The 14,484-nt window shown below is 23.7% G+C and carries 12 protein-coding genes; 1 reads left to right on the forward strand and 11 read right to left on the reverse strand.

Annotated features, from left to right (window positions below):
• Positions 1-105 precede the first annotated feature (105 nt).
• The 11 genes from rplI to pgi all read right to left on the reverse strand — a co-directional run bounded on the left by rplI (position 106) and on the right by pgi (position 13,423).
• The gene (gene rplI, locus U0T64_02610; GenBank protein XBC41234.1) at positions 106-567 is read right to left on the reverse strand and encodes a 50S ribosomal protein L9; all 462 of its coding nucleotides are present in this window, start codon (positions 565-567) and stop codon (positions 106-108) included.
• A 25-nt stretch (positions 568-592) separates the two neighbouring features.
• Entirely contained in the window at positions 593-820 is a 228-nt protein-coding gene (gene rpsR / locus U0T64_02615; GenBank protein XBC41235.1) for a 30S ribosomal protein S18, read from the reverse strand.
• 49 nt (positions 821-869) lie between these two features.
• The gene (gene rpsF, locus U0T64_02620; protein ID XBC41236.1) at positions 870-1,205 is read right to left on the reverse strand and encodes a 30S ribosomal protein S6; all 336 of its coding nucleotides are present in this window, start codon (positions 1,203-1,205) and stop codon (positions 870-872) included.
• Between the two features lie 281 nt (positions 1,206-1,486).
• The gene (locus U0T64_02625; protein ID XBC41536.1) at positions 1,487-2,776 is read right to left on the reverse strand and encodes an adenylosuccinate synthase; all 1,290 of its coding nucleotides are present in this window, start codon (positions 2,774-2,776) and stop codon (positions 1,487-1,489) included.
• An 81-nt stretch (positions 2,777-2,857) separates the two neighbouring features.
• Positions 2,858-3,835, reverse strand: a complete 978-nt coding sequence (hflC, locus tag U0T64_02630) for a protease modulator HflC (protein XBC41237.1) — start codon at positions 3,833-3,835, stop codon at positions 2,858-2,860.
• 57 nt (positions 3,836-3,892) lie between these two features.
• Complete coding sequence (gene hflK / locus U0T64_02635; protein ID XBC41238.1) at positions 3,893-5,044, reverse strand: FtsH protease activity modulator HflK; 1,152 nt, start codon at positions 5,042-5,044, stop codon at positions 3,893-3,895.
• Positions 5,045-5,436: 392 nt separating this feature from the next.
• Complete coding sequence (gene miaA, locus U0T64_02640; protein XBC41537.1) at positions 5,437-6,339, reverse strand: tRNA (adenosine(37)-N6)-dimethylallyltransferase MiaA; 903 nt, start codon at positions 6,337-6,339, stop codon at positions 5,437-5,439.
• A gap of 44 nt (positions 6,340-6,383) precedes the next feature.
• Positions 6,384-8,144, reverse strand: a complete 1,761-nt coding sequence (gene mutL, locus U0T64_02645) for a DNA mismatch repair endonuclease MutL (GenBank protein ID XBC41239.1) — start codon at positions 8,142-8,144, stop codon at positions 6,384-6,386.
• Positions 8,145-8,235: 91 nt separating this feature from the next.
• The gene (locus U0T64_02650; GenBank protein XBC41240.1) at positions 8,236-9,414 is read right to left on the reverse strand and encodes a mannitol-1-phosphate 5-dehydrogenase; all 1,179 of its coding nucleotides are present in this window, start codon (positions 9,412-9,414) and stop codon (positions 8,236-8,238) included.
• Positions 9,415-9,509: 95 nt separating this feature from the next.
• Positions 9,510-11,411: a PTS mannitol transporter subunit IICBA gene (locus tag U0T64_02655; GenBank protein ID XBC41241.1), complete on the reverse strand. Its 1,902-nt coding sequence runs from the start codon at positions 11,409-11,411 to the stop codon at positions 9,510-9,512.
• A gap of 362 nt (positions 11,412-11,773) precedes the next feature.
• On the reverse strand, positions 11,774-13,423 hold the full coding sequence (pgi, locus tag U0T64_02660) for a glucose-6-phosphate isomerase (protein XBC41242.1): 1,650 nt from the start codon (positions 13,421-13,423) through the stop codon (positions 11,774-11,776).
• A gap of 492 nt (positions 13,424-13,915) precedes the next feature.
• On the opposite strand from pgi, the gene orn reads away from it, so the two are divergent.
• Positions 13,916-14,464: an oligoribonuclease gene (orn, locus tag U0T64_02665; protein ID XBC41243.1), complete on the forward strand. Its 549-nt coding sequence runs from the start codon at positions 13,916-13,918 to the stop codon at positions 14,462-14,464.
• Positions 14,465-14,484 lie beyond the last annotated feature (20 nt).

Consider the following 14,484-nt stretch of genomic DNA (forward strand, 5'->3'; position numbering starts at 1 on the left):
AAAAATTTAAAATTTTTATAAATTATATTTTATAATTTTTGACGAAACTCTATTAAAAATTTATAAAACAGTTGCAATATACTATACTACTACGAAGTTTTATTATTACTCTTTAGATAAAATATTTATTACAATAACAGTTTCGACATCATTATGAGGTCTAAAAATTACATTATATTTTCCAGTTTTTCGAAAAATACCATTAGGAAGATATATTTCTCTTCTTTTAATTTCTATACCACTTAATTTAGACAATACTTCAGAAATATCGCGAGAACCTACAGAACCAAATAATTTTCCTTCTTTACGTGATTTAGAATAAATAATTATTGGTTGAGAAATAATTTGAATTTTTTGAATACGAGATTTAGCTAAAGATAATTTTTCTAACAATATTTCTTCTAGTTCTATTTTTTTCTTTAATACTGATTCAATATTGAATTTAGTAGCTGAAAGAGCTTTTTTATAAGGAATTAAAAAATTTCTCGCATATCCTGATTTCACTTTAATTATATCGCCGAAATTTCCTAATTTTTCTATTTTAACTAAAAGAATGATCTTCTGCATCGATTAATACACCTTATTGTTAATACTATTGCTGTTGATCTGTATATGGAAGTAAAGAAAGATAACGAGCACGTTTAATAGCGCGCGCTAATTGACGCTGATATTTTGCTTTAGTACCTGTAATTCTACTTGGAACAATTTTTCCACTTTCTGTAATATAACTTTTTAAAATAGAAACATCTTTATAATCTATTTCTTGAATTTTATCAGCAGTAAATCGGCAAAATTTTCGACGACGAAAATAACGAATCATAAAAAAATCCTTAGTATTGTGTATTAAAATACTTGAATAATATTTAAAATTATTTGTTTCTATCTTCTCGAGAAGACATCATAGGAGATGCTTCAGTTATAGGTTTTTTAACACATATAATAATGTTACGTATTATAAAGTCATTAAATCTAAATTTATCTGATAATTCTTTTATTATATTAGGATAAACTTCAATATTCATTAATACATAATGTGCTTTATGTAATTTATTAATAGAATATGCTAACTGCCTTTTACCCCAATCTTCTAATCTATGAATTTTTCCATTATCATTAATAATGATCTTTTTATAATTTTCAATAATATTATGAAACTGTTCGCTATGATCAGGATGAATAAGAAATATTATTTCATAATGTCTCATAAAAGATTCCTCTGTTATATTCTATTCTTTTTAATAACATTATATTTATATAATATTAAATAATACAAAAATACTAATAGAAATATTACAAATATACAGTAACAAAAAATAATATTCAACATTAAATAAAAATTTAAAAAATATAAAAATATAAAATATTAAAAATAATATATAAATATTACATTAAAAATATATTATTAAAATATTAATTCTTACCAATTATTCGATGCATATAATATTCACAGCTAGAATTGATTTTTTATTAATTCTAGCTGTGAATATTATATGCATCGAATAATTGTATCACTTCTATTAGGTCCAGTAGAAACTATACTAATAGGAATACCTAATATTTCTTCAATTCGAAAAATAAATTTTTTTGCATAATAAGGTAATTGTTCAAAATTAATAATTCCTGAAGTTGTACTATTCCAACCTTCTATCACTTCGTAAATAGGACTTATCATAGTCCATTCTTTTGAAAAACGAGGAATTTTATCATTTCTAACATTACCATTTTTATTCTTATAACCTACACAAATTTTTATTTCTTTCAAACCATCTAATACATCTATTTTTGTTAAACATAACTGAGAAAATGAATTTATTTCTATAGATTTTTTGAGTAATACAGTATCCAACCAACCAATACGACGTTTTCTTCCTGTAGTTGCACCAAATTCATTCCCTTTTTTACATAAGTAAGAATCTAATTCATCAAAAATTTCTGTTGGAAACGGACCATTGCCTACTCTAGTAGAATATGCTTTAACAACTCCAATAAAATTTTTTACATAACACGGTCCTATACCTGAACCTAAAGAAAAACTACCAGATATACTACTAGAAGAAGTAACATATGGATATGTTCCATGATCTATATCTAACAAACTTCCTTGAGCACCTTCAAATATAGTAAATTTTTTATCACATTGAGATTTTTTCAAAATTTCAGAAACATCACCAGAAATTTTTATAAGATAATTTTTTAATAAAAAAATTTTATCAATAATATCTTCATAACTAACACATTTAAAATTATAGAATTTTTCTAATTGAAAGTTATAATAGTCTACATTTTCTTTTAATTTACAAGAAAAATATTCCCAATCGTGTAAATCTCCTAAACGCAATCCTCGCCTTGCTATTTTATCTTCGTATGCCGGACCAATACCTCTTTTAGTTGTACCAATAGAATGTTTACCTAATTTTTTTTCTCGAGCAACATCCATTGAAATATGATAATCAAACACTAAATGAGCTAACTCTGACACAATAATCCGAGTCCTCACATTATAATTATGTTTTTCTAACATATTAATTTCATTAATAAGATGTTCAGGAGATAATACAACTCCATTTGCTATTAAAGCTATAGTATTATTATGCAAAATTCCAGACGGTAAAATATGTAAAACAATTGTTTTTCCGTTAACAACTAACGTATGCCCCGCATTATGTCCTCCTTGATATCGAACTATATAATTTGCATCTTTTGCAAAGAAATCTATAATTTTCCCTTTTCCTTCATCTCCCCATTGCGCTCCAACAATGACTATATTTTTTTCTATCATTAAAATACCTATTTATTGTATATACTAATATAATAAAAATTATTATTCTAATCGAAAAATTTAAAAACAAAAATATTGCTAAAACTTTTTCATATATTTAAAAAAATAATTATTATCTGGATTAATTATTAATATATCTTGTCCACTTTTAAAACTATTTTCGTAAGCCTGAAGACTTCGAATAAAACTGTAAAAAATAGGTTCTCTTTCAAAAGAACGGGAAAACAATTTAGCTACTTCCGATTCTCCTTCTCCTCTTATAATTAAAGCTTGTCTTTGTGCTTCAGATAACACTTTAGTAACTTCATAATCGGCTAATGCTCTCAACTTTTCCGCTTCTTCTTGACCTTTTGATCTTTGACTTCTTGCAACTGCTTCACGTTCTGCCCTCATTCTATTATATATTGCATCAGATACTTCCACAGGTAAATTGATTTGCTTAATACGTACATCAATTACTTTTACACCTAATTCAGTCATACTGTTAGTATTAATCAATACTTCATTTTGTTTATTATTTTTAGTATCTAATAATATATGTTTATTTTCTTTTACAAAATTTTTAGAAATATAACCGACACTACCAGTATTTAAAGAATCTTTTACATCAGTCGTAAGTCTACCTCTAGAATCAGTCACAATTTCTTTTACATTTAGTCGACCTATTTCAGAGCGTAATCTATCACTAAATTTTCTTTTTAATAGCATTTCTGCTTGCAATATATCTCCTCCTCCTGTAGCTAAATAATATCGACTAAAATCATCAATCTTCCATTTAATATATGAATCAACAATTAAATCTTTTTTTTCTTTTGTAACAAAACGATCAGCTTGATTGTCTGTAGTTTGAATTCTAGAATCTAAAACTTTTATTTTATCAATTAATGGAAATTTAATATATAAACCAGGATTATATACTATAGGCTGACTTTGATTATTACGTAACACCTTTCCAAAACGCAATAAAATACCTTTTTGTCCTTCCTGAATAACAAATAAACACAAAAATAAAAAAACTAATATTGTGCTAAAAAATATTGAAAAAACTTTACTCATTATAATCCTCTTCTAAAAAAATCAACTCTAACAGAATTAGTTATCTTTAAATCTATCTCATCTTTTTTTAGATATATTTGAAGAAAATCCCTCATTATCTTCTTTTTTTGAAATAGACGTATGACTTAAAGAAGAATTCTTATCAATAAAATTGGAAGGCTTAGATAATTCATTTCTTTTTACAATTGAACCATCTAAAGATACTAAAAGTGTATTATCATTAATTAATATTTTCTTAACATTACTGAATATTTTTTCCATAGATTCAATATATAATCTTTCTATAGTGATTTTCTTCGCGAACTTATACCAAGGTAATATCTTTAAAAATCGAATGACTTCTCCTTTAGCTTCCGATATTACACGAGATTTATAAGCTCTTGCTTCTTCTAAAATACGTTGTGCTGTACCATTTGCTTTCGGTCGTACTTCATTGACATATGCTTCCGCTTCTCGAATATATTGTTCTCTATTTTCTCTAGCTGCAATAGCATCATCAAAAGCAGATTTTACTTCTTCAGGTGGTCTAGCTGTTTGAAAATTTACATCTAATATAGTAATTCCCATTTTATAAGGATTTATTGTTTCTTCAATTTCTTGTTGAGTATCACTTCTAATTATGGTTCGACCTTCAGTTAAAATTCGACTCATAGTAGAATGACCTATTACACCTCGCAAAGCACTATCAGTAGCTTCTCGCAAACTATCATCAGGATTAGTTACCGAAAATAAATATTGTACAGGATTCGTGATACGATATTGTACATTCATTTCCACTCGAACAACATTTTCATCAGATGTTAACATGACTCCTGATGTGGCTAACTCTTTAACTGTTTTAACATCGATAGGAACTACCTTATCGACAAATACTAATTTCCAATTTAAACCAGGTCCTACTAAATGACTAAATTTTCCAAATCGTGTAACTACACCACGCTCCGCTTCTTTTATAGTATAAAAACCATTAATAACTAAAGAAAAAAATACTGTTATAAAAATTAAAATTATAGGACTTTTTATATATTTAAATAATACAAAATTATTATGCGAAAATTTATTTGTAATTTTAAATGAATCAAAAAATTTTTTTAATTCAATAAAAGTAAAAAAATTACATTTTTTATTTTTAAATTTTTCTGAATTTCGATTTTTATTACTCCAAGGGTCTAATTCAGGTTCATTATTATTTGGTCGATTCCAAACCATTTTATCCTCATTTACTATTTTTTTACTTTAAAAAATTTTTATAATTTTTTATTTAAAGTGATTCTATCATATATTAAAAAAACTACTAAAATCAAAAACATAATATCATCTAAAAAACTGATAAATAATATATAAAAATATACTAGAAATAATTAAGTTACATTAAATATATTGATTTAATTTTTTAAAATATCAGTTTTAAAAAATAAATTTAAAGTTTCATAAATTAAGAAAATATTTTATTTTTAAAATTTATTTAAGTATAAAAATAAAAATAAAAATAATATAAATCTTTTTATTTTAAAACTTTTACATCTTAAAACTAGTATATAATATTTATATACGTAAAAAATTATTTAAATAATTTATATAATAAATTATAAAGATATTTTTTAAAAATATGTAGCCTTAACAATTCCAACTATTTTATTACTTAGAGTATCTATATTCCCGAAATTCTTTAATACATTTACATTTTTCCAATTTTTTAACCATGTTAACTGATTTTTTGCTAATTTTTGTGTAGCAGAGATCGATTCTTGTATCATGTCAGTATAACTTAAATTTTTTGAAAGATAATTCCACATTTGTTTATATCCTACACAACGCATGGAAGGTAAATTAATGTTTAAATCTCCACGATTTAAAAAATATTTTACTTCATCTTGAAAACCTAATGATAACATTTTATAAAAACGAACGGATATATTATTTTTTAACCAACTTTTACTATATGGTATAACTGAAAATTGAATTACTTTATATGGAAATGTATAACTTTTGAATTTTGTTAATTCCGTTAGTGTTTTTCCAGATGTATAAAATATTTCTAAAGCTCGTACAATTCTTTGTATATCATTAGGATGAATTCTTTTCGACGATTCAATATCAATTTTTTTTAGTTTTTCATATAAAAAATTTTTACGTTCTTTCATTGAATACAAATGTAAACGCACATTATAATTCGACGATGGCAATTGTGGCAAGCCTTCTAATAAAACTTTAAAATAAAACATAGTTCCTCCAACTAGCAAAGGAATTTTTCCTAAAGAAATAATATATTTTATTGCCTTCAAAGCATTACGTTGAAATTCATTAACAGAATATCTTTCTACAGGATCTTTAATATTAATTAAGTGATATGGATTATGAAATAATTCTAATTGCGTAGGTTTTGCAGTTCCTATATTCATTCCACGATAAATTAATGCTGAATCTACACTAATTAATTCAATAGGTATTAATTCTCTTAATTTAGATGCAAGTAAACTTTTTCCACATGCAGTGGGACCCATAATAAATATTACAAATGGATTTTTTAAATTTATATTTTTCACAGTCATATTTTTAATAAACTTAAAGCATGATTAATATCAATAAATTGTAAAAGACTTGGAAGAGGATTGTTTATAAAATTTTTACAATATTTTTTAAATTCCGAAAATAAAACTATAATTTGCAAATTATCCCAATGTGAAATATTAATTTCAATACTATTAGAAATAATTTCAATCAGTTCAGACCAATTTACTTCTTTTGCATGTATAAAATAATTTAATATATTTGTAATAATACTATTAAAATCTTGATCAATGAGAATATAAGGAACAGAACATAATTTAACTGAATTTGAAGAAAGAGAATAGTTCAATCCGATACGGGAAAATGATTTTTTATATACACTCAAAAATTTATGTTGAATTTTATTAACAATGATATAAATAGGATTTTCAAAATGTTTTAGTGGAATGTTATAGTTTTTTATTCCACATTCTAATTTAGATTTATATATCAAACGTTTTGCCATAGGTAAAGAAAGAACAACTAATTTTCCACATTTTTCAGTTAATAAATAACATTTATTTATAACAACTAAAAAATTTCCAAATATAGTAGGATACTTTTTTGAAAAAAATTTATCAAAAATATCACTATCACCAAAATTTTTATAAACTATACTTTTTAAATTTGATTTAAAATTAGAAAGATTAGTTTCTTCTAAAATTGACTTTTTATCACGTTTTTTTGAAAATGCATTTGAACCTGAACTAGATTTATTTTTTAAAATCCATGCAGATGTTCCAGAAAAATTCGAAGAAACACTTATTGTTTTTATTGAAAATAAAATAGATTGATATATAAAACCATGTACTATACGTTTGTGAAAAATATTTATTTCGTTTTTTTTAGGATGTATATTAATATCTAATTCATTAGAACTAATTGTAAAATATAAAATGTAAGAAATTTTATATATATTTGTATATATTTCTTTTACTGCTTGAAAAATAGCATGATTTATAGTTTTGTTAAAAACTATACGTTTATTTATATAACAATATTGAATGAATTTCTTTGAATTTTCTTTTGTATGAACATATACCCATCCAAAAATTTTCATATTTTTGTAAAAATTGTTAATTAATACAGATTTCTCAATAAACGAAAAACCACAAATAACATTAATTCTATTTTTTTTTTCTATATCATTATGAGATGCACGATAATACCGAATTAGTTTTTTATTATGTTTTAAACTAACACTAACTTGATTCTTAGATAAAGAAAGACGTCGCACTACTTCATCAATTTTCATAAATTCATAATATTCAGATTGAAAACATTTTTTACGAATAGGTTTATTGAAAAATAAATCTGAAACTATTAATGTAGTACCTTTAGGATGTGCTACTGGATGTAGTAATTGATCTATATTTTTCCCATTAGAAATTATACTCCATCCTATTTTTTCTAAATAATGACGAGAAAATAATTTTAATCGAGATACTGAACGAATACTAGCTAAAGCTTCACCACGAAATCCAAGAGTAGTAATAAATGCTAAATCTTGTATAGAATAAATTTTACTAGTTGCATAACGAGTCAATGATAAAATTAAGTCTTTTTTTCTAATTCCATTTCCATTATCATTAATACTAATTGAATGCATTCCACCTTTTTCAATATTAATATGAATGCGTGTAGAATCAGCATCTATACTATTTTCCATAAGTTCTTTTACAACAGATGCTGGATGATGGATTATTTCTCCAGCAGAGATATAATCTGATACTGTTTTAGGTAATATACGAATATACATAAAATAGATTCTTCAAGTAATAAATATCTAAATTAATAAAATCAATTTAAAAAATCTATCAAACAAATTAAATACATATGTATTAATATTCTTAAATACATATTTTTTTTTTAAATAAATAAAAATGCTTTTTTATTAAATGTATAATAGATGATTTTGCACATAAACAACTAATATTTAATAAAACATGATCTACACCTTTATTTTTAATTAAATCATTTAATTTTATTGCTTCATTATCATCAATATTCGTATAACATAATGCAGCTGCAATACCTTTTACTAAATTAATATTAGAAAAATGATATTCTAAAGTTCCCAAAAGTGGTTTTATTAAACGATCGTTTTTCTGTAATTTTCTCAAAGGATTTCGACCTACTCTTTTTAAATCATCTGATAAATAAGGATTCTTAAATCTAAATAAAATAGCACGAATATATTTATCATGTATAATTTTTTCAAAATTATATCGTGATATTAAAACATTACCACTTTCGCACATTGCTCCATATACTATGTCATATATAAATTTATCTGAAATAGCATCAAATACATTTGTATATCCATATATCAAACCTACATATGCGGTAATTACATGCCCAGTATTTAAAGTAAACAACTTTCTTTCACTATAAGCATTTAAATTAGTACTCAACTGCATATTTGAAACATTAGGAACACTTCCTCTAAATTGATTAATGTCACAGATAAATTCTTTAAATTCTTCTGTTTCTACCAATAATATATTATTATCATTTTTGATATCAGATAAAACAATTCTGTCTACTACAGTATCTATAAATCCAATATTATCTTCTAAATATTGGTGATATCTTTTTGGTAAAAAAGATAATACATGTTTTTTTAATTCTGAACTACAACGAAAAGCATTTTCACAAGCCATGATGTTTAAAAATTTTTTTTTCCCGGACCGTATTTTTTGTATTATTCCCGTTGCAAGTATATTAGCTAAAGAATTAACAGTATTTACTCCGACTGCTGTTGTAATTATATCTGAATTTTCTATGACAGATAAAATCTTATCATCATGAATATGTATAGCTTGTACGTTTTTTACTTTTTCTACAAATGAATTATCGCCTAAAATTTTAATACTGTATTCATTAAAAAAATTTATAGCATCAATAATTTTTTTATTAATGTCAGAAAAAAACAAATTAAATCCTGAATTTACTAATATTTGTCCAATAAATCCACGACCTATATTTCCAGCTCCAAAATGTAATGCTTGCATGATTATTTCCAACATACAATTACAAAATGAAATAATATTGTATTATCCATGCAAAAACAACAATTTTTTACAAATGTTTAAAAAATACTTTAAAATTACTATATATTATTCTAAGAAAATAACTTTAGCACATCATTTACATCATTAGTATGAGATAAAATTTTTATAATCTTATGATCATCTAAAACTCGTGTAATACTACTGACTACCATAATATGTTCATCATTACGAGCAGCAATGCCTATTACTAAAAATGCAATATCATCAGGCTGATCTCCAAAATGTACACCATTAGGAAATTGGCAAAAAATTGCTCCTGTTTTCAATATAGAATCTTTAGATTTTATAGTTCCATGAGGCAAAGCAATTGATTCACCTAACCATGTAGACATAATTTTTTCTCTTTCTAGCATTGCTGCAATATATTCTTTTTTTACATATCCTTGTTTTACTAATTGTTTACCTATAAATTTAATAGCTTCTTTTTTATTCTTAGCTTGTTGATTTAAAAATATGTTTTCTTTTTTAAAATAGAATATATTTCTATTGTTATTAAAATCTTTTCTCAGAAAATTTTTATGTATTAAACTAATATTATTTTTATTAAATTTAATTAAATTTTTTCCTAATGCATTATAAAAATTATTATCCAAAAAATTGTTTAAAGATAAATGTTGAAACTGGGGATGCTGTATTTTTGCTCTTTCGGTTAAATTTTTATGCGTAATAACTAAATCAGAATCATTAGGAATAGAATCTATAGAAGAATTTACAACAATAATGTCAATATTTAAAGAATTTAATACTTTTCGTAATATTCCAGCACCTACTGCACTAGAACCCATTCCTGCATCACAAGCAACTGTTATTTTTTTTATCTTTTTTAAAATATTAAATTGACAATTATTTAATGAATTCATATTATTACTGAAATTTGTACAATCTTTTTTAAATTTTTTCTGTATTCCTGTGATATTATTTTTATACATCTTATTGAACACTTTCAATATTATTAAAGATATAAAAAATGAAATAAAACATGACATTATAATTGCAAAAATATTAATAATATATAAATTTTTTGGTGTCATAGCCAAAATAGATATAATAGAACCAGGAGAAGCTGTTGAAATTAATCCACCACCAAAAATCATTAATATAAATATATTAGTCATACTTCCTAAAATTAAAGCTATAATTAATCTTGGATTCAATAAAATGTAAGGAAAATATACTTCATGAATACCACCTAAAAATTGAATAATAATAGCATTTCTTAAACCTGATTTAACATTTTCATTATTGTATTCTAAAAAAAATAATGCTATAAGAACACCAATTCCTGGACCGGGATTAGATTCAATTAAAAAGAAAATAGATTTTTTAAATATATCTACTTCTTGCATACCTAAAGAAGAAAAAATTCCATGATTGATGGCATTATTCAAAAATAATATTTTTGCTGGTTCAATAAAAAATGCAATTAGAGGCAAACAATTATGTTTTACTATTACACTAACACCATATTCTAAAATATTAGAAAACTCTTCAATGATCGGTCCTATAATAAAAAAAGATATTATCGATAAAAATATTCCAATAATTCCAGCAGAAAAATTATTTACTAACATTTCAAAACTACTAGTAACTTTGTTTTTAATCACATTGTCAAACCATCTAATGAACCATCCTCCTAAAGGTCCAATAATCATAGCACCCAATAACATAGGCAAAGTAGTATTAACTATAGCTCCTATTATAGCTATACTTCCAACAATAGCACCTCGTTTCCCATGTATTAATTGTCCACCAGTACTAGCAATTAAAATTGGAAAAAGATAAATTATCATTGGATTGACTATTTTTTCTAAATTTTCATTTGGAATCCATCCAAAATTAAGAAATAGACCACTAATTAACCCCCATGCAATAAAAGCACTAATATTTGGTATGATCATATTGCTTAAAAATCGACCAATATTTTGAATTTTAACTTTTATTAACATTGACATACTTTTTCCTTACTTCATTAATCCAATTCATAAAATAACTATTTTAAAAAGACAATGTATAAAAATATAATATAAAATATTGTTTTAAAAAATTTTTATCATGTTATAACCTTAACTAATTCCTTTATAAAAAAAAATATTTATTGTATTATTATATATGCTAAATATGAAAAATTAACATAACAACATTTTTCAAAATTTTAATTTCTTTTTAATTATTTTATTATCTCAAAAGTAGAGAAATTTTTAGAATATATTTAGAAATCCTTTTATTTAAAAATTGGAAAATAACGTTATATATTATATAACTGCAAATTTTTTCATTACAATAAAATCTATTTAAAAAAACAAAATATATATAATTAACGCAATAATTTATAAAAATTGATTAATCCATTAGTAGATGAATCATATTTAGTTTCTTTTGAATCATCAGTTAAAGTAGACGAAATAGATTTTGCAAGATTTTTTCCCAATTCTACACCCCATTGATCAAACGTAAAAATATTAAATATCACACCTTGTGTAAATACTTTATGCTCATATAATGCAATTAAAGCACCTAAATTATAAGGATCTACTTTATATAAAAAAATAGAATTACTAGGTCTATTTCCTTCAAACATTTTGTAAGGAGACACATTAAATACTGTTTTAGATTCATGAGTAATATTTTCTATATTTTTGTGTAAATTATTCGAAGTATTTCCAAACGCTAATGCTCTAGTTTGTGAAAAAAAATGAGAAAGCAACTGAACATGGTGATTATCTAAAAAGCTATTATTAGGATGAACAGAAGCTATAAAATCACAAGGAATTAATTTAGTGCCTTGATGTAATAATTGATAAAATGCATGTTGTCCATTAGTACCCGGTTCTCCCCAAATAATTGGGCCAGTTTGCCAAGTTACAGGACATCCATTTCTATCAATATTTTTTCCGTTAGATTCCATATTAGTTTGTTGAAGAAATGCTGGAAAACGAGACATATTTTGATCATAAGGTAAAATCGCTTCTGTCTCGGACAAGAAAAAATTATTATACCAAATCCCTATTAATGCTAATAAAATAGGTATATTTTTACTCGCGGTGGTATTTAAATAGTGTTGGTCCATTGCATGAGCTCCATTCAAAAGAAGTAAAAAATTCTCAAATCCAATAGCTAGGACAATAGAAAATCCTACAGAAGACCACAATGAATAACGTCCTCCAACCCAATTCCAAAATAAAAATATATTGTCTGGTTTAATACCAAAATTAATAACATTTTTTATATTCGTGGATATTCCAATAAAATGATAATTTAAAAAATTTTCAGTATGAAAATATTTTTTCATCCATTGTTTAGCTGTATTAGCATTTGTAATTGTTTCCTGAGTGGTAAATGTTTTAGAAACAACTAAAAATAAAGTTGTTTCCGGGTGGATTTTTTCTAAAACATTAGAAATATGTGAACCATCCATATTAGACACAAAATGTATTTTTAAATGATTTCTACAAGTCTTCAATGCTTGAACTATCATAGAAGGACCTAGATCTGATCCTCCAATTCCAATATTTACTACATCAGTGATCGATTTTCCTGTACACCCTTTCCATATTCCATTAATAATCAATTGCGAAACAGACTTCATTTTTCTAAGAACTTTTTTTATATCTATCATAATATCTTCATCATTATAAATAATGGAAGTATCACTACTGTTCCTTAATGCTGTATGCAATACAGAACGATCTTCAGTGCAATTAATTTTTTCTCCGCTAAACATATATTGAATTGCATTAAATAAATCTGCTTCTTTTGCTAACATTAATAATTTCGAAATTGTACTACTAGTAATTCTGTTTTTAGAAAAATCTACTAATATCTTATCATTAAAATTTATAGAAAATTTTGAAAATCGATCTTTATCCTGGATAAATAGATCTTTCATATGTAAATGTTTTATTTCATGAAAATGTTTTTTTAAATTTTTCCATGAATTTGTTTTCACTGGATTAATATTTTTCATAAAAACTCACATTAAATTAAGATAAAAACATTAAATGAATATTTTATTTTTATAAAACATACTGCTACTATTTTTTTCATAATGATAAAAATTAAGTTAAGTTATAAAATCATTAAATACTATTTAAAAAAATATTGTATTATTTTTTGATAAAAATAAAAAATTAACATGTACAACTTTTTAATAATACAAGTTTAATATATTTAATCTTCGCGATTTAAAGAACTATCTATAATAAGACATAATTTAATGTTATGTAAAAAATACTTTTTAAATTTTCACTATATTTCAATACAAGACATCAATATCTTTTTGTAAAATATTCGTCTAAAATTCTTTATCATTATATTATTTATTAATAATATTAAAATTTCTATATATTAAAAATAATAATTTAAATAATTTTATACACATAATTTCAACGTAAAAATCGAAATTTATTTCTTAGAACCAACTAAAAATTCAATTAAATATTCTAATTTAAAATAAAAAATGAAAATAAAAAAAAATAATTTAATATGGATTGACTTAGAAATGACAGGTTTAAATCCAAAAATACATAAAATTATTGAAATTTCTACATTAATTACAAATGAAGAATTAAAAATATTATCTATTGGCCCAACTATAGCAATATTTCAAAATCATGACCATCTAAAATTAATGAATAATTGGAATCAAAAAATTCATTATAACAATGGATTAGTTAATCGAATACATAAAAGTTCATATAATGAAAAATTAGCCGAAATGAAAACTATTTCTTTTTTGAAAAAATGGGTACCTAAAAATACATCTCCTATGTGTGGAAATACCATAAGCAAAGACAGGCAATTTTTATTTAAATATATGCCTACTTTAGAAAAATATTTTCATTATAGACAAATAGATGTTAGCACTATAAAAGAACTAGCTATACGATGGAATCCTAAATTATATAAAAAATTAAAAAAAAAAAATAATCATCAAGCATTGAAAGATTTATACGAATCAATCAATGAATTAAAATATTATCGCAAAAATTGGTTTAATATTGAATAATCAATATCAATGTAATCAAT

It is taken from the genome of Buchnera aphidicola (Nurudea yanoniella) (genome assembly GCA_039829995.1).
GTDB lineage: Bacteria > Pseudomonadota > Gammaproteobacteria > Enterobacterales > Enterobacteriaceae > Buchnera_B > Buchnera_B aphidicola_AV.

Excerpts from the sequence above, each read along its gene's own strand:
- rplI (XBC41234.1), bottom strand. The coding sequence starts at position 567 with ATGCAGAAGATCATTCTTTTAGTTAAAATAGAAAAATTAGGAAATTTC.
- rpsR (XBC41235.1), bottom strand. The coding sequence starts at position 820 with ATGATTCGTTATTTTCGTCGTCGAAAATTTTGCCGATTTACTGCTGAT.
- rpsF (XBC41236.1), bottom strand. The coding sequence starts at position 1,205 with ATGAGACATTATGAAATAATATTTCTTATTCATCCTGATCATAGCGAA.
- hflC (XBC41237.1), bottom strand. The coding sequence starts at position 3,835 with ATGAGTAAAGTTTTTTCAATATTTTTTAGCACAATATTAGTTTTTTTA.
- hflK (XBC41238.1), bottom strand. The coding sequence starts at position 5,044 with ATGGTTTGGAATCGACCAAATAATAATGAACCTGAATTAGACCCTTGG.
- miaA (XBC41537.1), bottom strand. The coding sequence starts at position 6,339 with ATGGGTCCCACTGCATGTGGAAAAAGTTTACTTGCATCTAAATTAAGA.
- mutL (XBC41239.1), bottom strand. The coding sequence starts at position 8,144 with ATGTATATTCGTATATTACCTAAAACAGTATCAGATTATATCTCTGCT.
- U0T64_02650 (XBC41240.1), bottom strand. The coding sequence starts at position 9,414 with ATGTTGGAAATAATCATGCAAGCATTACATTTTGGAGCTGGAAATATA.
- U0T64_02655 (XBC41241.1), bottom strand. The coding sequence starts at position 11,411 with ATGTCAATGTTAATAAAAGTTAAAATTCAAAATATTGGTCGATTTTTA.
- pgi (XBC41242.1), bottom strand. The coding sequence starts at position 13,423 with ATGAAAAATATTAATCCAGTGAAAACAAATTCATGGAAAAATTTAAAA.
- orn (XBC41243.1), top strand. The coding sequence starts at position 13,916 with ATGAAAATAAAAAAAAATAATTTAATATGGATTGACTTAGAAATGACA.